Origin of the sequence: Sphingobium sp., assembly GCF_049304695.1 — a bacterium.
Taxonomy (GTDB): domain Bacteria; phylum Pseudomonadota; class Alphaproteobacteria; order Sphingomonadales; family Sphingomonadaceae; genus Sphingobium.
Window position 1 is genome coordinate 135544 of sequence record NZ_JBAQOK010000032.1, and the last position, 18500, is coordinate 154043.

Consider the following 18500-nt stretch of genomic DNA (forward strand, 5'->3'; position numbering starts at 1 on the left):
GAGGCAGACCCTGAGGACGACACCGCAGCTAATGGCGCACCGCCATCTCGAAGACGCGGATCATGGTGTGGATGCGACGCTCAGAGCGTGGTTCGGCACCGGGAAGCCGACCCGTCTCCCGGATGTCTGAAACCCAGCCAGAGCTTCCTGCCGCAACGGGGATGCCCCAGTCGCGCGCGCTATCCATGTCGAACGTCCCAGCCGACAACCGGCGGACCGTCTCCAGGTCATGCGGCGTCCTGGATGTTAGTCAGGCATTAGTTAGGCCGGACTATCCTCGGCTGGACGCAACACCGATTCGGACACCGCACATCCCCGATCTTCAGCCACAAGCCCAACCATGGGCGATCTATTCCAGCAGCCCGAACGGCTGGCCTCGCTCCCCCGGCCGGATGTTCGTCGCCGCAGCGGCGGCCGCACTGGAGGAGACACTCTTCGACATCTCCACGTGGGACATCGACCCGGAAACGCCAAGCACCATCGGCGCCGATCTGGTCGATGTCGAACCATAGGGGCGACGTCTTGACCGGAGGCAGAATCGCCGATCTGGAGCGCCTCATCGCGCAGATGCTCGATGAGGTCGGCGTCGACGGACCCGACGTCGGTTTGAGGCTTGAACGCATCGATGGCGGGCTTGCCGTGTCCACCGGCGGCAAGACCATCGTCTTCACGACCGCCAGTCAGGACTGGGAGCTCCGATGGGACAGCCTCGCGAGGCGACTCGTCCGCAAGGCCGTGGACGCGCGCCTACGGACCATTTCACGCGAACGCGGTGAGAACCGCCCAGGGCCGTGGTCCATCTTCGCGCCGGGCTTCGCCATCGACTGGCTCGCGTGGAACGCCGGCGGCATCAGGACCGCGGCATGGGATACGGACGTCGAAACGATCCTCGAAGCGGCAGACGACGACTGCGACGTCTCGATCCGTGCGAGGAGGACGCGGAGGCACAAGGGGCTACGCGGCAGCATTCGGGAGCGGCGCCTCGTCGCCATCCGGATCGATCTCGGCGACGCCGAATACACTAGCGGGTCCGGCGATCGCGGCTTCCCGGACGACCACGGCACCATCCACGCGCGGGAGATCCTTTCGTATACGGCCACCCTGAGCGACGACGCCAGACCGCTCGGTGCCTACATCGGACATCCGGCGATCACCGACCGCGATTACGGTCTGACCGGCGTCTCCATCGCCGAAGATGGCACCACGTTCAAGCTCGAGGAGAAGTGGATTCCGTTCGAGGGGGCCTCTCCGCCGATCCGGTCCAGGCACGGCTCAGGAACCGCTGCCTGGGAACTGCCCGCGAAGACTGTAGAGCGACTGACCGGCATCATGTTCGAGGGCGCCTGTCGCTTCGGGAGCAAGAGGGACCGGTGAGACCTACCGCCCGTCGTCTTCGCTATCGCGTAGCGCGATGAACGAATCTACGAGGTCCTGCGGCACCACGGCGTGCACGACGAGCGCGTTCACCAGGGTTGGCATGAACGCCGGCGCGTTGACGACCACCGCGATAGCGGCAGCACCCAATGCTTCCCCGAGCCTGACCTCTGGGGTGGAAGTGTCGACGTGGGGCAGTTCCCCCACCTCCCTCTCTCTGCGGGTGCCCTGCTTGCCCGCCTCGCGTAGGCGGGCTCCGCCGACCACGGCTATCGGTCCGTCGCTCCGCGCGCCGGTCCCGGAGTAGCCCGGTGGCATCAGCGGTCGACACGCTTCGAAGGCGGCGGGTGCAAAATCGGCCCATCCTTCCCGCACGAGGCGCGCGGCCGTGGAAGGGGCGATCCCCGCGTCCGTGAGGAGCAGGACAAGGGTCATTTCCGAAAGCTCCGTGAGCCCGTAGCGGAGACGCTGATGTGCCTTGTCACGACCCGCCCGCGGCACACCCATATCGGTTATCGCACGCACGCGGGACTTCAGCGTCGTGTCCGCCTTCACACCGAGCACGGAACCCATGATCTCGAGCGCAGTGCTCAACGGGACGAAGATCTGCGGCATGGACGCTCCTTGATGCCTAATTCGGCAACTGCATGACTCAGGCAGCAGAAATGGGCAACAAGAAATGAAGTTGCTAATTTAAGCAACTTCATTGAAAGCGGACGCGGTAATCACCATCTGGCCAGGAGTTGCTAAAACAGGCAACTTATTTGCGGGGCTGGGTTATGAAGTTCGAAGACCACTCTTCTGGCAAGGCCGTGGAAGCCATTGCGCCCGATGTCACGGCCCTGACGCCAGCAGTGCGGCGGGATTTGGCCAAGGTGAAAGCGCTTTCGGAAGAGCTGTTCCGATCAAACGAAGGTCTTGTGAAGGATCGCCGTGGAGGCGTCGCGATCGCATGGGCAGCGGGCCGGATGAGAATGAACGTCAATTCGGCCTGGGCCTCGCCGGTGAAGGAGGAGATCCGCGCGCTTGCCAAAAAGCACCCTTTCGAGAACGAGACCATCGTCGAGTCCCACGTCGCGGCGATCCGATCGCTGTCCGACAGGCTCGCCCGAGAGAATATTCCCCTAAAGCGCGGACACAACGGCGCCCCGTCCCGGAGTTGGGCGTGTCGCCTGGCCGGGCTGCGCGAAAACACATGGACGAGGCATCCGGCGGTCGAGGCGGCCATCATCGCACTTGCCGAAGTGCATCCGTTCGAAGATCGTCCCGCCAGCCATCTGTTCGAGGGCTTCGAGGAGCCGGTATCGGGAAGTCCGGACGTCGATCCCGAAGACACAAGGATATGGCTGGAGACGCTGAATGGCGACACGGCGAATCTGTCCACCGGCAGCGTTGACCAGACGCTCGCCGGTCTCGTCGGAATGAGTCGGCGACTCTCGATCGCTTCAAAGCCCGTTCCGGCGAGGAATGGTCAGCCCATGGTCGGTCAAATTGCACGCGACCTGTGTGTGGACGTCCGGACGTTCTCTCATCCAGCGGTCGTCGAGATGATCGAGAGGCTCGTGCGTCGCCACGGTACCTCGTCCCCCGCCGCCAGCGCACCGAGGGACGACTATTCACGCGCTCGGCTCGCAGTGTTCGACCTCGCTCTGTCTCACCGCGCGCGTCTGGAGACGTTCGAGCGGCACAGTAACGGCGCGCCTCTGGTTCCGGTGATCCTGATGCAGGCGGGGTTGAGCGCCGAGCTCGCCTACCACACCGCCTTTCGCGAGCATATCGTCGAGACCGACGCGTGGCTAGCCGCCGAGATCGGCGTCGACGTCGCCGCAGGGACGGCCATGAACGACGCCGTCGCGGCAGTCGTATTGGACGAGTATCGCATGGACGTCAGGACCGGCGCCGCGACGCCTCCCCGACCGGGCTTCGACGCACCTACGCGGAAGCGTCTTGAGCGCGCGCTCGGTTTCGTGACCGGCAGTCTCTGCGGCAGCCCGCTCCTCATCGAGCTGGAGGACATAGCACGCTGCTTCTGGGCAAGTGTCGATCATGAGGGGCAGTTCTGCGCGAGAGAGCGCCGCGCGGCCTTCATCGCCGAGTCAATCGCCGCTCTCAGCTCCGAGGGCCGTCGGCTCCGTGTGAATCTGGCAGGGGGAATCTCGAACCGCGCGCTCGAGCAATCGCTGCGCCGTAGGGTCGGGGATATCTCGAAGCATCCGCTCGTCGCTGGCGCGATCTCCGATCTCGCCGCTACCGTCGGCACCGAGGCGAAGCAGTCGACCGGGACGCAGAAGGTCGATGGCGACCGGGCGGTCGATGCCTACTGCAAGGAGATCGTCGACCGCGGATACGGCCACCCGCGCGAATTCCACCTGAGCGACTGCCTTGCGAAAGAGGCCACCGCGGTGGAGATCGGAATTCCGGTCGCCCACCTGACCCAGCGCTACATCAGGCTAATATCGGCCGCGTCGCGGTCCGTGTCCAAACGAGGTCCCGTCCGGCCATCGCAGCCGAAGCCGCCGCTGAACGAGATCGACATCAAGCGGGCCGACTTCCTGCGTAGAAGGCTCCTGGCCGAGTTCCCGAACGGCCTGCCGGAGAACCCGCTCAGTGCCGGCGATCTGGATTTGCACCTAATCTCAGAGACCGTTGGCATATCGGTGCAGGTGCTGCGACTCCATCATGCGCTGAGGGCGGTTCTCGACGATCTGCGAGAGGAGCTCCGCGTGATTCCCTATACCGGGCTCGAGAGCGGTATCACCTTCCGCCAGCTCCGGACCTTCGGGCGTCGCCGGCGTAGCAAGCAGGCGGTGCGGGACCAGCAGCCGTCGCGCGCCGCGACACGAACCGCGATCGCTCTCGACGACCTCAGGGACGCGCTCGGTCGCGCACCGCACGACGAAGTGGGAAATAGCCTGTTCTCCGACCGGATACCGAGCCCAGTGCCGGCGGAGATCAAGCGCTGGCGCAGCTTTCATTGCGAGATGATCCTTGAACGCAACCCCGGCATCTCCCTGGCGCGCGGGCTGCGAATGCTCTGTCGCGCCCTGGGCATTTCCGACAAGGAGCTTCACGAGAAGGTCAACGAAAAGGCCAAGTGTGATCGAAAGAAGGCGCAGGATGTTGATCAGACGGAGGATTGTCCGCCGATCGTGACAACGTGGGTGCGGGGGGACAGCATTCCCAACTGGACCGATGAGCCCATCCTCGAGATGCTCAACCGATTCTTCGATCTGGACGACGGACGGCTCGCATCACTCCTCAACCCCGACTTCCGTCCCCTCGGGCGTCCCTGCGGCAGTCGGAGGATAGACCACCATATCATGGTCCACCTCCCCTACGACTTCTACTTGATCTCCGATCCCGACGAACGTCTTCGGATAGAAGCTGAAGTAGCGACGGCCTGGGCTGTCCAGAACACCGCCTACTCCCGGCGTATCCGTGTGCTCTCGAACAACGAATACAAGCTGCCCTTCGATCTATGGCCGCGCCATCTGAAGGCGGAATTCAGGAAGTTCATGAAGGGGAAGAAGAACGTCGGGAGCGGTGCCGACCGAGTGCCTCACGATCTCTACGCTCCCATTCCCGAAGAGGGTGAGGGCTCCGGCCTGGTCGGTCGAGGCGTTGGACGGTTCCGGGATCTGTTCGAATCCTTCTTCGGTTTCGCGACCCTGGCGCCGACGCTGTCGAAGCCCACGCAGCTTGTGCACAAGGTTCCGGATCCGCATCTCGCGGAAGCCCGGACGAAGGTCTCCGAGGCTGTGGGATACGTCAGTCAGGGCGGTCTGGGTGTTCCGCGGAGTCTACTCTCCATTGGAATGCTCGGCTTTCCCGCCATCGTCGGAGAATACGACCAGTTCCGCAAGAACCGGTCTGGCGCCTTCAACAGCGAGACCGTCGAGTTCCACAAGGTGTGCCAGGAGATCACCCGACCGAAGCGAGCGGTCGCACCCAAATACCGGATCGAACCGGCGGGCATGCTCAGGACACACGCAGCTATCCGGACCGCAACGGTAAGGTTCGCGAACTGGTGGACAACGCATCAGACGCCCGAGATGCGCTCGCGCATCCGCATTGGTGCCGAGGGTCTGGAAGAGGCGACGCTGGATGCCCTCTGCGACTCCGCCATCGTCCAGCATGATGTCGCCTACGGGCGCCTGCTGACCCTCAGGATGGGAAGGTTTCAGGGCAAGCCGCTCCAGACCCGCAATCCGTTCGAGGCCATCCAGGTGGTCGTCAACTCGACCACGCCCGTGGCGGTCTACCGCGCCGCGATCCAGCGCATGATCAAGAACCGACCAATGGATGCCAGAAACAGGAACCTGCATGACAGGGACTGCCTCATGATGCTCCTGTTGTTCCAAACACATTTTCGCATCAAGAACATCGCCCAGCTCACCTATAAGGCCGACGGCACCGGGCAGCTGTTCGAGCGGAAGGGGCGCTGGATCATCCGCATCCACCGCGACCGGTTCAAGAACCGAGGAGGCGGCCACTTCAAGGACGGCGACTTCTACGAGCTCGAGCTTCGGGACGAGGACGGGCTCTACAAGCTCATCAGGCGGTATCTGGACGTGGCGCGACCCAATCTGGCCATGACGGACTTCGCTCCCAAACGACCGTCGAGGAACTGGACAAGCGAAGCAGAGTGGGTCGCCGACATCGACGAGAACGACGATCTCCACGGGCAAATCAATCCGGAGGAGGACGAGGAGGGCGACAGCTACGAGGATGACGACAGGGACGGCGAATCGCCCGAATCACGCGTCTTCGTAACGCGCGGGGGCCATGAGTTCCTGCCGAGTAGTCTCGCCGGCCGATTCAAGTATGTGACGGCCCGCTATCTCTCGGAGAGCCCCTTCCGCAGGCGTGGCCTCATGCGCCTGATGTCCCACGGCCCCCACTCCCTCCGGCACATCGCCGCCACGGACGTGCTCGCCCAGGGCGGCACCTGGGAGGAAGCGGCCGAGACGCTTCTGGACAGCGTGACGACCATTCGGAAGACGTATGTGAACTTCACGCCGTCGGCCATCGGCAGGCGCAACGCCAAGAAGGGCGCAGCCGGTCGGGACGTGGCACCCGTCTTCATGGACAAGTCTGGTTTCCACGACCTTCCGCTGACCTCCTAATCCACTCGCGCGCAATTATAGGGGCGGTCGCAGCGGACCACCGCGCCCAGCTTCTCGTCAGTCATCACCGACCAGCGCTTCGACGTTGGCGACCAGGATCCGGTGCACGCCCTGTTCATGCGGTGCGGGCAGCTGGAGACCCATCACGCGATGCGATCTTGCCCGCGCAGGCCGCGTCGGCGCTCGGGGCTACGGCGCACAGGCGTGCAGCAGGCGCGCACCGAGCTTGGGAAGCTGGCTCCGGTCCTCACCCCGAGAATGGGCAGCGTCGTAGCGCTCAGCTCCCGAAAGAAGGCGAGGACGAGCGCCGGGTCGCCACGGAGCGACTGGAGATGAAATCGACGATCTCGACGTCGCCGACCGTCATCGCGTCTGCGAGGTGTGCTCAAGGTTGATGACACTCCCCAATCCCCCCGGGCCGTTGAACGCGTTCACCACGTCGTCCGGCGAGCACATGTTCCTGCCGGAGCGGGCGAGCGATCAGGCGATTGCGTCGACCCAGAAATGTCTTGATCGGGCCTGGTGTTCGGAAGGTCGCCGTAGTCCGTGTCGCGGCCCGTTCTTGAACTAGCCTCGCCGACGGATGCGACAACGGAAACCCGGGAAGGGGTCACTCCGGAGGCGCCAGCCGATCACCCGCCCTATTGAAAAAGCACGATTTTCGCAGGCGTTTAAACGATGTTTCGCAACAATTTTCTGAATTGCACGCATTCCGAATTCATCTTATTGATTTTCAAAGAGTTTTTCATCGAAGATGATCTCTTTGCCAGATGGAAAGCTCGTCTATTGGGATATTAGCATCGCTTCAAGAATCTGATAAAAAATTCAATAAATTCAAGATGAAGACTTTATATCGTTGGCAATGGAGGTGTCTGATTTCGGCAGGTGCCATTGCCACTGGCCGCGCAGGACATGCCATGGCGGTGCTCAAGGGCCCGTAGAACATCATGAAAAGCAGAGGTGCGGCGCACCAGTGCGATGCCGCCAATCTCGGCAGACTGAACGACCGCGCCCCGAACGTGCGGGGCGGTGAACCAGCCTAATCGCGTCGAGAAACCCACGGATGTTGGGGGACGATTTTCTGCGGCTGGGAGGCAGATCGCCACTGATCGGTCGCAACGATGCGGCTGATGTCACCAATCGGTCGAGCGGTGTCAGCATGGTCGCCGGCACCCCCGACCTGGGCTTAGGCGGACGGGCCGGACCTCGCCGCGATCGCAGCGATCATCGGGGCGCTGCCGATACTCTCGGCGACCGCGCGCAGCGGCGCCCAGATTTCGTCATTACGGTTGCGAACTCCTCTGATCTCGGACGCGTAGGCGGCGGCAACCTCGTCCAGCCGGCTCATCGCGAAGGCGTGGACCGCATCCCGCCAGGCCGGCAGGTTGGTCTCCGCCACATCGCCGTCCACATCGACGTTGTGGCAAGGGACAGTCGCGATGCGGATCGCGCGCGAGCCCAGGATAGGGTCGAGTCCGAGTGTGTTCGAGATAACGCGAGGACCGTAGAAGTCGATCGCCTGCGTCCGGCCTCCCGGAACCGCGACGACCTTCACGGCAGTGGACTGCTTGTAACCCTGCTTGAGCGCCTGCCCAATCTCGCCTCCGCCGGTGGCCAAGGCCTCGGCATCGTCAAGCGCGACGAGCCCGCCGGTCTCCCTGACAAGCCGGACGAGGGCCGATGCCGAGCCTTGACTCATCGTCTGGCCGTTAAACGACATCGCGACCAGTGCCGCCGTCAGTTCGGACTTGCCACTCCCGCGTTCACCGTGGACGTGGACAATCGGAAGCGCATCGAAGATCCTGAACAGATAACTGGACATCACGAATGCGACCAGCACCCAATAGTCGTCCTCGCACGGCAGGATAGCAACGGTCCTAAGATAGGCCACAGCCTCGACGACAAGGGTTTGGGCGTCGACGTAGCACGGATCTTCGCCGGCTTGCCGGGCGGCCACGAACCTGCGGATACCTTCCAGCGACCACGAGCAGTAGTGCCCCGGATCCTGAATCTCGCTGATGCGGGTGCCGTCGGTCAGCGCGTGGACCCGCCGATGCGCGGGCGTCCCGGCCGGAGCCGGAAGCGTGGTTGCCTCCAGCAGCGCCCCGTCCGAACGGAGAACTACGGTCTGATACCGGTGTAACACGCGATCCGACCTGCCGCCGCCCGACGCCATTCGACGCTCAACCGTGAATGCATAGAAGATGCGCCCCTCGCTCATTCCGCCGTGGACGGAGATCGGCTTCACGGCGAAGTCGCCCGCGTCCAGCGAGAGGTCCGATAGCAGGTGGTCTGCTACCGCACCTTGCGGGCGAGCTCCATTAAGCAGCTCGACCAGACGGGCGGCGGCCGCCACATCCCCCGGCCACTCGTCGTCGACAAGCGCTGCCTCGGTCCGTTCGACGGGACGCTGCGCGGCACGGGCTATTGCGGCCCCGCATCCCATCGCGATGTCACCCATAACGACGACGCGCGCGTAGGGCGCCCAGTGCAGGCGGTCGATCCAGGCGGACGGTAGCCGACCGGGCTGGCTCGAGCACTCCGCAACGACGTCCATGCCCGCGGTCTCAGCTGCCCGCTGCACCTGCCACACGGCGATTGCGTTAGCGCAGACGAGGAGGACGTCGCCCCGGGTGCTGGACGAGACAACTTCGGGAAGTCCCGGTCCCCAACCCAGAGGGTGCTCCGGATTGACGGTCACCTCAGGGAGATTGAGATAGGCGTAGCGACGACGGACGCCCTCGCTGGCCAGGGGAAAAGCCAGGACGCTCTCCACATTCGTGCCTTCGGACCGAACGTACGGCTCCTTCATCCCCAGTCCAACCGACTGCACCAGATGCGCGTCGATGCCGATCGAATCGAGATAGGCCATGGCGCGGCCATGGCGCTGGAGATTGTTCACAAGGCGCCGGAAATTGCTCCCGACCTGACTACGCGAGGTGGAGGTCATTTCGCAGACTCCCGATGAGCGAAGACGAATTCGCAGCGTGGCCGCCAGCTCCGGATGGTGGTGTCACGCCACTGCAAGGCTGGAAACCGGAGGCGTCGGAGGACGAGATCGGTGTGCTGCGAAAAAGCGAAATCCAAAGGCTGAACATAACTCATGGAAGCGCTCCTCTGTGCAGGAATAGGTGCCGGTGCGCACCGGTCGAGTAGGTAGCCACGTGCGCCACCGTCCATGCGTGAGATTCCCCGAACGCCGCGAAGGAGACGACTAGCCGTCCAATTCCGCATGAAAGCGGCCCCCATGGAACAGGAGGTGCTGCCGCGCTCCATTCCAGTATGTGACGACGTGGCCGACCGCCCAGGCTGTCAGCGGGCCCTTGGCGTAGGCCATCTCCGTCTGGCAGACGCCGGCGCTGCACAGCTGATCGCGCGTGGTCGGCCGGTGCGTGTGCCCAATGGTTGCACGGATGCCGAGGCGTTCGAGCGCCTGCATGCCACCGATCCGCCCATCCGGTCCCTTATGGCCGTGAATGCCGGACTCCACGCCGGCAACCTTCAGGCTCTCGCCATCCGCGAGGAAGCGGACGCCGGCGAGGTCGTCCGGAGATAGATCCCTCAGCACATGTTCGAAGAAGCCGTCGGTCTCCTCCCCGCGCTCCAGCCGCCTATGCAGAGCAAGCGAGTATTCTAGGAAGAAGACCGCGTTCGTCGGGTCGTCCCGGAAGTCCGCCTCGCGAAGCCAGCGCACCAGCATCTCGTCATGGTTGCTGTGCACGACCACGCTCTCGCTCCACGGCCGACACGTTCCCGAGAGGAAGTCCGCAACCTGGAAGAACTCCTCGCGCACGCTTCCCTGACCGACGCTGTGCTGCGCGAACCGCTTGAGTTGGTCGCGCGATTGGAACGGGCTGCGGGCCGCGAAATCGCAGATGTCGTGGAATATCTGGCGGGCGGGACGCAGCCGGTCCACGAGGCCGACACCTCCCAGCCTGCCCCACGTGGCGTCCACGACTGCCTGATCTATCCAGGCACGGTGCACGTCGCCGAAGTTCAACGCCTCGACCGGGCAGCCGTGCCGGATTTTTCCATGCACCACCCGCGTGGACAGATCTTGGAAGCTCCCATCTCCGTCCGCTGCCGCCAAGATGTGCCGACAGTGGGCGATCCCGTCGGCTCCGACCTCCACGATCACGGCACCGACATCACCCGCACCGCTTTCCGAAGATCGACGTCTCACGGTGATCGCGCCGCTGGTCATCTGCACACGGAGGCCGTCGGCGCGGATGCGGGCGAGCGTCTCCAGCTGGATTGCCGGATGCCGGAAGATGGTCCAGACCGCGCTGGCGCGACCCTGTGTGCTGGAGAGCGGACGAGTGCCTCCGGCCTGCAGACGGACGTCCGCAGCGATGTCCACCTCGAGACCGATGTCCACGCCAAATCTGAGGGTGTGCGCCTCGATCTCCGGATGCTCCCTTTCCCCCCTGACGGGCTCGTGTCCACCGATTCGCATGACCATGATCTCCGCGCCGAGATGGTCGCCATAGGCGAGAAGGTTGCGCCAGAATCCTGTGTGGACCCGCTTCCCCGCCTCGACGGCAGTCACGATGAAGTGCAGCGCCCTGCCGGTCGATATGTCGATCGAGCGCCTCTCCCTCGGCTGGACCGGGGGCGCCGGCTTCGGCTTCGAGGGGACTGTGGGGTCGACCTGGCGATGCTTCGCCGGCCGACCACCAGCCTCCGACTTCGTTATCCCGAACCGGCCGGAGACGTCCCCTCGAAGCATCTTCTTCAGACTGGGGGGCCTAATCCCCTGGTCACGCAGGACGTTGCGCTGATACTGGACGAGCGTCTCGCGCACGGTGATGGACGAAACGTCCATCATCCGAGCCACCACCGACATCGAGCGGTGCTTCATGAAGAGCGCGTGCACGACCGCCTGCCTCTCGGTGACGAAGGTGGTGCGACTGTCCCTGGAAGAAGACATGGCTCACACCCTCCCGCTGACGACCGGCAGACTCTCGTCGCATGTCGGCGACCTGGCGTTCAGAGACGATCCGGAGCGCATCGCCGCAATGCACGCCAGCGCCTCGCTCTCGGAGACGCCGTCGCGATGCATGATCCAGTCCACGGCATCTCCGGCGATACCGCAGTCGAAGCAGACATAGCCGCCGACGGGATCGCTGACGTGAAGCGAAACCGAGCCGTCGTCGTGAAACGGACAGGAACCGTGCCACTCGTCGCCCGCCGCGACCAGATCGACGTCGCTGGCGATGAGGGCGCTGATCGAAATCCGTGCGGCAAGAGCGCTCCGGGTGGAACCTTCGGTCTTCATGTTCTCGCGGAACATTCCGTATCTCCTACTGATCAGATGTTCGGTTGGAACGGAAGGAAAACGGCTAAAAGGGAACGTCCCAAGGCCGGTTCCAAGGCACGAACCACTCCATCGGCGGCGCCGCGAAGTCGATCAGCGAACGGGGCCTCTCCCTGGCCGCCCTCACCCTGATGATGGGGTAGCTCTTCCCGATCAGGATCGGGTGCCGGAGGATCGCATCGACGGAAATGCCTGTGATGGCATCGCTCTCGGCGGGGTCGAGTAGGTGAGGGACGGACAGGACGCCGCCGTCGTCCTCGGTCCTGATTACGATCTGTCCGATCCTGAGCGACATGTGGGCCGATCGCCGGGTCATCCGGAGGACGAGCTGGTCCATGACCTGCACCGTCTCGCCCGTATGCTCGTCGACAATCACAAATTCCGACGGTCCAGGCGGCCTGCCTCCACCCGACAATCCACGAACGAGGCTCTGGACACGCCCTCGCAGCGGCCAGGCGGGTCCGGGCCGAAGCCGCCAGTTCGCCCTGTCCAACTCCTCCGCCTTGGTGGCATCGAGGAGAAGGGGCGATGCGAGGCAGACGTTTCGGGCAAGGCAGTCGCGGAAGATGCGCAGGCGCTGCTGCTCGTCCTGCTCCTTCAGCCGCGACAGCTCGTCCAGCATCTCCTTGTCCGCCTCGCTCATCGGACGGCGCCGCGACGGCGTCATGCCGCACCCGACGGCGAGACGCCGACCTGGGCGAGGAACCGCTGCGTGAGGGCATCCGCCCCCCTCGAGTATGTGAACTTGCCCCAGTCCTCCCAGCGCTCGACGCGCTCGGCCAGCCACGCGAAGAAGTCGTCGCGCATCGTCTCGTCAGTGAACGCCTGGGACCATACCACGCGCCGGATCGGCATGCGGCCCTCGAGCGACATGCCCGTGAGCGTGATCATGAACGACGCCCTGATCCGGCGGCGCTCGAAGACCCAAGGCAGATGCACAGCCTCCGCCTCGAACGCCTTCAGCTCCCGCTCGCGCGCGGCTTCCGCCACCCCGCGACCAGCGGTGCGGACCGCCTCGACCACCTCGCGCATCGGCAGATCGACCCACGCCCCATTGCGGGTGGCCTGGAGCATCAGCATCACGGCCCGGCCCTCGTCGGTCAGAGGTGCCTCGAAGCTGAACGAACCTCCCCCAGGCTTCTGAGCGAGCCCGATCGAGACCAGCCAGCACATGTAGAACCGCCACGCCATCATATCGCCGTCGAACAGGTCGTGTCTGCCCTCCCGCTCGCCGACGAGTCGGCAGGCCATGGATGTAAGGACGCGGAGGAGCAGTTCGGACTGTTCATCCAGCACGACCTGCGTCTCTGGAAAGCCGAGATGCCCCTGCCAATAAGCCTCCCGCACGCTCCTCCACCTGCGGCCTTTGTCGTCGACTAGGAAGCCACGTTCAGACCGCAGCCACCAGCCCCACGGCATCTCTCTGGCCGTGCCCTGGCGCGACACCATGTCAGTTCACCTCCTTCGGGTCGAGGCCGCGGGGCGGCAGGGGGGCGCCCTGACGGGGCGGCACGGGGAGGCCATCGGCGATCGCTCTCAACTGCGCGGCGAGGTTCTGCACTTCCGTGCAGACATAGGCGTCGTCCCGGTAGACCGGTCCGGTCTCAGCCGCGAGGAAGCGTCGATCGTGTCTGGAACCCCGGCCGGTGAGAGCATCGTAGAGGTGGTCGCACGAGAAGCCGAACCACCAAGCGTGCTCCTGCACGCGGTAATCGCTGCCATGCACGAGCGGAGCATGGCCCACGACGACGTGGCAGATGCGACGGGACTCTCGGATGATGCGCCGATCTGGCGAAGGGCCGTCGTCGCAGATCCTCGAATAGGTGAGACCGCCGTGGACGTCGACGCCCAGGTCGTCGGGCAGCGCATCATGGTCGAAGCCAAAGAGCGGGTGATCCGAGGGCACGCCGACATAGCCGGAGAGGAAGCCAGCGTCCCTGTCGCGCAGCATGATGCACTCGTATCCGGTGGCAGGGTCCCTCCAGGCGATCTTGTCCGCCTCGTCCAAGGCAGGTCCTTCCGGACGATCCCGCCTGAGGTCGGCGTCGTAGTAGACCTCCGACGCGCGGATGGTGATCCCTCGCATGGGATAGAGCTGGCCGACGACGAGTGTGATGGCACCGTCGCGCTGGATGACAGGCTCCGCCGCGTCGACTCCGGATAGAGCGACGATGGCCTGGGCGTGCGCCGCGACCGGCACGAGCGCGGTGCCCGCCGCGACAGCCTTTCGACTGGTCGTGGTGTGCTTCCTGCCGGCCGGGGTGCGGATAGCGGGGACGTGAGTCTTCTTCACCATGATGGCTGCTCCTTCTCGCTGCAGTGAAAAGCGGTTGGCGTGAAAAGCCGCAGGACCGGTCCAGGCCCGACGGGTTGGCGTGGTGCCTGGCTGGCACGCGCCGAGGGGCGCACAGATGCGCTGGCATCCGGGACGGGCTGGGCGCTCCGGAATGTTCAGGCCCGAACTATCAGGATTCAGCGAGTTTCAGTGCCTGCCTGTTGGAGGGATGTCAGACGGGCTGCGCGACAAAGGAAACCCTGCGGTCAGGCGGGGGGTGTGTTTTTCCGCTGGGTGGCAGGGTTCCACCGATGGACGTTAGTGATGCGGACCCATTCCGGACCGAGAGCCATCGCACCAGCTGACGGGGCGTAGACGTTGGCGGCAAGCCAGATCTCCTCGCCGGCCCGGTCGTCGACCTCCTTCCACCAGACCTTGAGATCCATGTCCCAGCGGTAGCTCCGCTGCTTGAGATGGTCCTTGGTCTCGAAGGCGGCGCCCTTCGCGCGGACGATCCAAGTCTCCTTCGACGACCGCTCAACAAGCGCGGCCATTGCCGTCCGTCCCGGCGTGACCTCATGGGCGAGTAGGGCGATGGTGCTGTCGACGTCGGCTGAGGCCCGGTGGGCACCGTTGTAGTAGCCGATCTGGGCGAGCAGATAGCCGAGGCTCCGGCCATCGAAGCCGAAGCCGCGCCAGTCGATCTCGTTACACGAGCAGCCCCAGGCCACGCCGGCCGCGTCCGGTATCTCGTCCTCCACACGCGGGCGGTCGAAGCTGGCGTTGTGCGCCACGACCAGCGTAGACCGGCGCAGAATCCGCGCCGCCAGTTCCTTGTCGATCGACTGCCCCTTGACCATGTCGTCGTTCAATCCGGTGATTTGCATGATCTCCTCCGTCAACGGGCGGCCCGGATCCTGCAGCCAGCAGAAGGGGCGGCCGATGCTGGTAATCCGCCCCGCGTCGTCATATCTGAACTGGCGCATGGCGAGCTCGATGATGACGTCACGGGTCCTGTCGAGTCCCGTCGTTTCCACGTCGACGACTACCGCGATGTTGGGAGCGCCGGGATCGCCGACACCTGTCGGCCCCTCCCTGACATCGAGGCGGTAGATGCGCCGGGACTCCTTCCCGGCCATGGGGGGACGGCCCGCTGCCGGGACGGCGAGCATGTCCTTCAAGGCCGCGCCGCGCGGAGTTCCATGCCTGACTGCCACATGGCATTGTCGATCGGGTTGATCCGGGTCGTCGAACGGACGGCGAGGTCCGTGCCGCCTCGGGTCAACCCGATCGAGACCTGGCGAGCGGGGAAATGAGCCGGGGCGCGATAGTGCGGAACCGAAAGGCTCACACCGTCACCACTAATCACGCCCATGCGTCCACGATGCCCCGACGAACAGGACTGCGCGAACGCCTCCTCGATGTAATCGGTCTCGAGTTCGTCGTCATCATCATCTTCGATTAGCGGATCGATTTGCTCCGGCAAAGCGTCCAGGCCCTTTGAGAGGCCATGAAGGATCGCAGCCCGCAGGAACGACTGCCGCTCCAGGCAAGCGTCGAGTGCCGCAGACCCGTCGAACAGACGGCGCGATGCCATCATCCATGCCACGGGATCATATTCGATACCCTCACGCTGGAACCGGGCCGCGACCTCGGCCGCCACGAACGCGATACGCGAAAGGCCGCGTCGGGTGGTCACGACCACCGGGTCGCTCGGTTCGTCGTAACCGGCAGGGTCCTCGACCACGCTGGGCATCATCTTCGGTCCGCACACATCAAGATCGTCCATGAAACGTCTCCAATTCCGCCGACTAGCTTCTCTCTTCGGTGGCGTCCGCAGCGGTTCCGGGCACCTGCAAACTCATATAAGACAAATGATTCAACATTTCAACGATCATTGAACATTTATTTTTTATAGACGGATCGGATGAGATTGCATCTAGGCAAAACGCTAATGTTCAATTATCTATGACTTATGGAAATGAACGATCTCCCCATACTATCCGCCCTCGGCCAGCCGACGCGCTGGCGGGCTTTTGAACTTCTCATGCGTCAAGGGGATGATGGCATGCTCCAGGGCGAGATTGCCAAGGGGCTGGGCATCGAGCGGAACCTCCTATCCGTCCACTTGAAGATTCTGCGCGAGGCGGGTCTCGTCACCGCCGAGAAGGCTGGACGTGAAGTGACATACCGCGTGCGCCCCGCTGCCGCACGTCACGCCGCCAAGTCGATCATCGACCTGATAGACGCTGCCAAAGCCCCTGCATGAGGTTTGTCAGCCCATCCCCTCGGTGATCTGGATCACTCCGCCCATCGCCAGTGGGCGGCGGTGTGGGCAGCAGTCCCCAAGCGTAACGAGCGTTGCAAGGGCGAGAGCCGGAACCAGGTGGCGCACCACAGGGTTTGATCCATCTATCCCCGGTCGCACCCGCACCTGCGCCAGATGAGAAATCGGCACGCGCTGCGCCAGTCCATCCAGCACCTCGGCCTCGTCGACCGCGTGGCAGCCGTGGAACATCCTCACCGCAAACTCGCCGCTGTCGTCGACTTCCAGCGTGGCCGTGAACAGACGGCGCTCGGTGCTTCGGGAAGCAGCCTCCCGAAACCCCTCGTAGAGGGGACATCGCAATCGGGCCCGCCTCCGGGCATTGCCTTCGTCCTCCCACAAGAAACGATATGAACCGACATGGTCTTCATCATCACATCCTCCGTTCCGATCGAGGTGATAGATGGGCGCAGCCAGCAATAGTTCAATATTCGTTGAAATATTATTTCTGAGCTTTTCGGACCTCGGAACCAAGCTACCCGTTGCACGCTCTTCCCGCAGACGGCCGCGTCCGCCATGGCAGGTTCCTCGGCCTGCGCTCCGACAAGCCGGCGAAGGCGGTGAGACCGGAGAAGGCTGCGTCGCTCCCGGAACCGGAGACCCAGATAAAGATCAGCAACCGGGATCGCGTTCTCTTTCCCGACAGCGGGCAGACCAAGGGCGACCTTGCCGACTACTATGCCCGTGTCGCTCCCCTCATGCTGCCATTCGCCGCTAATCGACCGATCAGCCTCGTCCGCTGTCCGCAGGGGAGGGCGAAGAAATGTTTTTTCCAGAAGCATGATAGCGGCGCCTTGGGTGACCATGTCCGCCAGCTCCCGATCCGGGAGAAGGGCGGAGGATCGGAAGACTACATCTACGTCGAGGACGCCGACGGCCTGCTCACCTGCGTGCAGATGGGGACCATCGAATTCCATGGCTGGGCGTCCCGCGCCGATGCCGTCGAGAAGCCCGACCGCATGATCTTCGACCTCGACCCAGACGAGGGCATGGATTTCACGAAGGTCCGGAAAGCCGCCCATGACATCCGCGATCACCTCAGCGACATCGGCCTCGTCTCCTTCGCCATGCTCTCGGGCGGCAAGGGCGTACATGTCGTCGTGCCGCTGACTCCCGGTCATAGCTGGGAGACGCACAAGGATTTCGCCTCCCGCTTCGCCCAGGCTTTGAGCGCCGCCGAACCCGACCGCTTCGTTGCGACCATGAGCAAGGCTAGGCGCAAGGACCGCATCTTCATCGACTGGCTGCGCAACCAGCGCGGCAGCACCGCCATCCTGCCCTATTCCGTCCGCGTCCGGCCAGGTGCTCCGGTGGCGGTTCCCATCGACTGGGACGAACTTTCAAAGATGAAGGATGCCCACCCCTACAGCATGGACGACGACGCCACCCTGATGGCCAGGGGTTCACCGGTTTCGGCTTGGCCGTCGGGGCCATGGTCTTCAGTCGGACTGGGAATCCCCAGGTCATCGACTGCATGACCCTGGCACCGGCCTCCTGGCGGACCACGACCCCGGGCGTTCCCGGATAGATTTCATCGCCCGCATTCGAGGCGACTGGGTTGTCGACGCCAAAATGGGCGGCGACCTCTGCCGCGCTCAGGCGCTGAGTGTAGAGGTTGCACATGCTTCCCGTCTACATGGCTTGGCCAATCGCCGTCCAGCATTCCGTCCTAAAAAGGCATCGCGCATCCTGAGGATGCATGCACCGCGAATGTAAATAATATCCCAAATGACGCGACCTATTGTATTGACATCTGACCCATTTCACACCCAGTTTCCATGATGAGGGTGGAGAATTAGGTCCGGCGACGATTGTCGTCAGGGGGCGTCCTGCCAGACTTAGAGGCTGACTCATAAAGAAGCGTTTTGATTACAGTCGCGTGCGATTCTGCGGGTGATTTGGTTGACGGATGCGATGAAAAGCCAGGTGGTGGCGCTTTCGATGGTTCGCTCAAAGGGCTCTGTTGCAAAGATTGGCGGCAGTCAGAGGTAGGCTGTCGCTCTGCGCCGATCAGGCGGCTGCTGCGAAATGGTGGTTGAGCATGCCCATGGCCTCCGTCAGCGCCGAGGGCCCAATGCCAAA

14 protein-coding genes and 1 pseudogene are annotated in these 18500 nt (G+C 63.9%); 4 read left to right on the plus strand and 11 right to left on the minus strand.

Going from position 1 to position 18500, the window contains the following annotated elements; translation table 11 throughout:
- Positions 1–28 precede the first annotated feature (28 nt).
- The gene (locus WA070_RS05010; protein ID WP_422633047.1) at positions 29–187 is read right to left on the minus strand and encodes a hypothetical protein; all 159 of its coding nucleotides are present in this window, start codon (positions 185–187) and stop codon (positions 29–31) included.
- 311 nt (positions 188–498) lie between these two features.
- Between WA070_RS05010 and WA070_RS05015 the strand changes: the two genes are divergently transcribed.
- Positions 499–1374 carry a hypothetical protein gene (locus WA070_RS05015; RefSeq protein ID WP_422633048.1) on the plus strand — a complete coding sequence of 292 codons (876 nt, stop codon included), beginning with the start codon at positions 499–501 and terminating at the stop codon, positions 1372–1374.
- 3 nt (positions 1375–1377) lie between these two features.
- Here WA070_RS05015 and WA070_RS05020 read toward each other — a convergent pair whose 3' ends face one another.
- Positions 1378–1989, minus strand: coding sequence for a hypothetical protein (locus tag WA070_RS05020; protein WP_422633049.1), 612 nt, complete (start codon positions 1987–1989; stop codon positions 1378–1380).
- A 164-nt stretch (positions 1990–2153) separates the two neighbouring features.
- Here WA070_RS05020 and WA070_RS05025 point away from each other — a divergent pair, with 164 nt between their 5' ends.
- A complete protein-coding gene (locus WA070_RS05025; protein ID WP_422633050.1) occupies positions 2154–6500 on the plus strand; it encodes a hypothetical protein in 4347 nt (1448 codons plus the stop codon).
- A 1186-nt stretch (positions 6501–7686) separates the two neighbouring features.
- Here the strand turns inward: WA070_RS05025 and WA070_RS05030 are convergent.
- The 8 genes from WA070_RS05030 to WA070_RS05065 all read right to left on the minus strand — a co-directional run bounded on the left by WA070_RS05030 (position 7687) and on the right by WA070_RS05065 (position 15881).
- On the minus strand, positions 7687–9450 hold the full coding sequence (locus tag WA070_RS05030; RefSeq protein WP_422633051.1) for a hypothetical protein: 1764 nt from the start codon (positions 9448–9450) through the stop codon (positions 7687–7689).
- 264 nt (positions 9451–9714) lie between these two features.
- Positions 9715–11430 (minus strand): hypothetical protein, encoded by a 1716-nt coding sequence (locus tag WA070_RS05035; protein ID WP_422633052.1) that lies wholly within the window; start codon positions 11428–11430, stop codon positions 9715–9717.
- Between the two features lie 3 nt (positions 11431–11433).
- The gene (locus WA070_RS05040) at positions 11434–11793 is read right to left on the minus strand and encodes a CHC2 zinc finger domain-containing protein (protein ID WP_422633053.1); all 360 of its coding nucleotides are present in this window, start codon (positions 11791–11793) and stop codon (positions 11434–11436) included.
- Between the two features lie 49 nt (positions 11794–11842).
- Positions 11843–12460: a hypothetical protein gene (locus WA070_RS05045; protein WP_422633054.1), complete on the minus strand. Its 618-nt coding sequence runs from the start codon at positions 12458–12460 to the stop codon at positions 11843–11845.
- Between the two features lie 20 nt (positions 12461–12480).
- A complete protein-coding gene (locus WA070_RS05050; RefSeq protein WP_422633055.1) occupies positions 12481–13266 on the minus strand; it encodes a hypothetical protein in 786 nt (261 codons plus the stop codon).
- 1 nt (position 13267) lies between these two features.
- Positions 13268–14113, minus strand: coding sequence for a hypothetical protein (locus WA070_RS05055; RefSeq protein ID WP_422633056.1), 846 nt, complete (start codon positions 14111–14113; stop codon positions 13268–13270).
- 245 nt (positions 14114–14358) lie between these two features.
- On the minus strand, positions 14359–15264 hold the full coding sequence (locus tag WA070_RS05060; protein WP_422633071.1) for a 3'-5' exonuclease: 906 nt from the start codon (positions 15262–15264) through the stop codon (positions 14359–14361).
- Between the two features lie 5 nt (positions 15265–15269).
- Positions 15270–15881: a hypothetical protein gene (locus WA070_RS05065; RefSeq protein ID WP_422633057.1), complete on the minus strand. Its 612-nt coding sequence runs from the start codon at positions 15879–15881 to the stop codon at positions 15270–15272.
- 192 nt (positions 15882–16073) lie between these two features.
- On the opposite strand from WA070_RS05065, the gene WA070_RS05070 reads away from it, so the two are divergent.
- Positions 16074–16361, plus strand: a complete 288-nt coding sequence (locus WA070_RS05070) for an ArsR/SmtB family transcription factor (RefSeq protein WP_422633072.1) — start codon at positions 16074–16076, stop codon at positions 16359–16361.
- Between the two features lie 6 nt (positions 16362–16367).
- Here the strand turns inward: WA070_RS05070 and WA070_RS05075 are convergent, their stop codons facing one another.
- Entirely contained in the window at positions 16368–16892 is a 525-nt protein-coding gene (locus WA070_RS05075; RefSeq protein ID WP_422633058.1) for a hypothetical protein, read from the minus strand.
- 26 nt (positions 16893–16918) lie between these two features.
- Here WA070_RS05075 and ligD point away from each other — a divergent pair.
- Positions 16919–17896 (plus strand): annotated as a pseudogene (gene ligD, locus WA070_RS05080) (non-homologous end-joining DNA ligase); the annotation flags it as partial.
- Positions 17897–18500 lie beyond the last annotated feature (604 nt).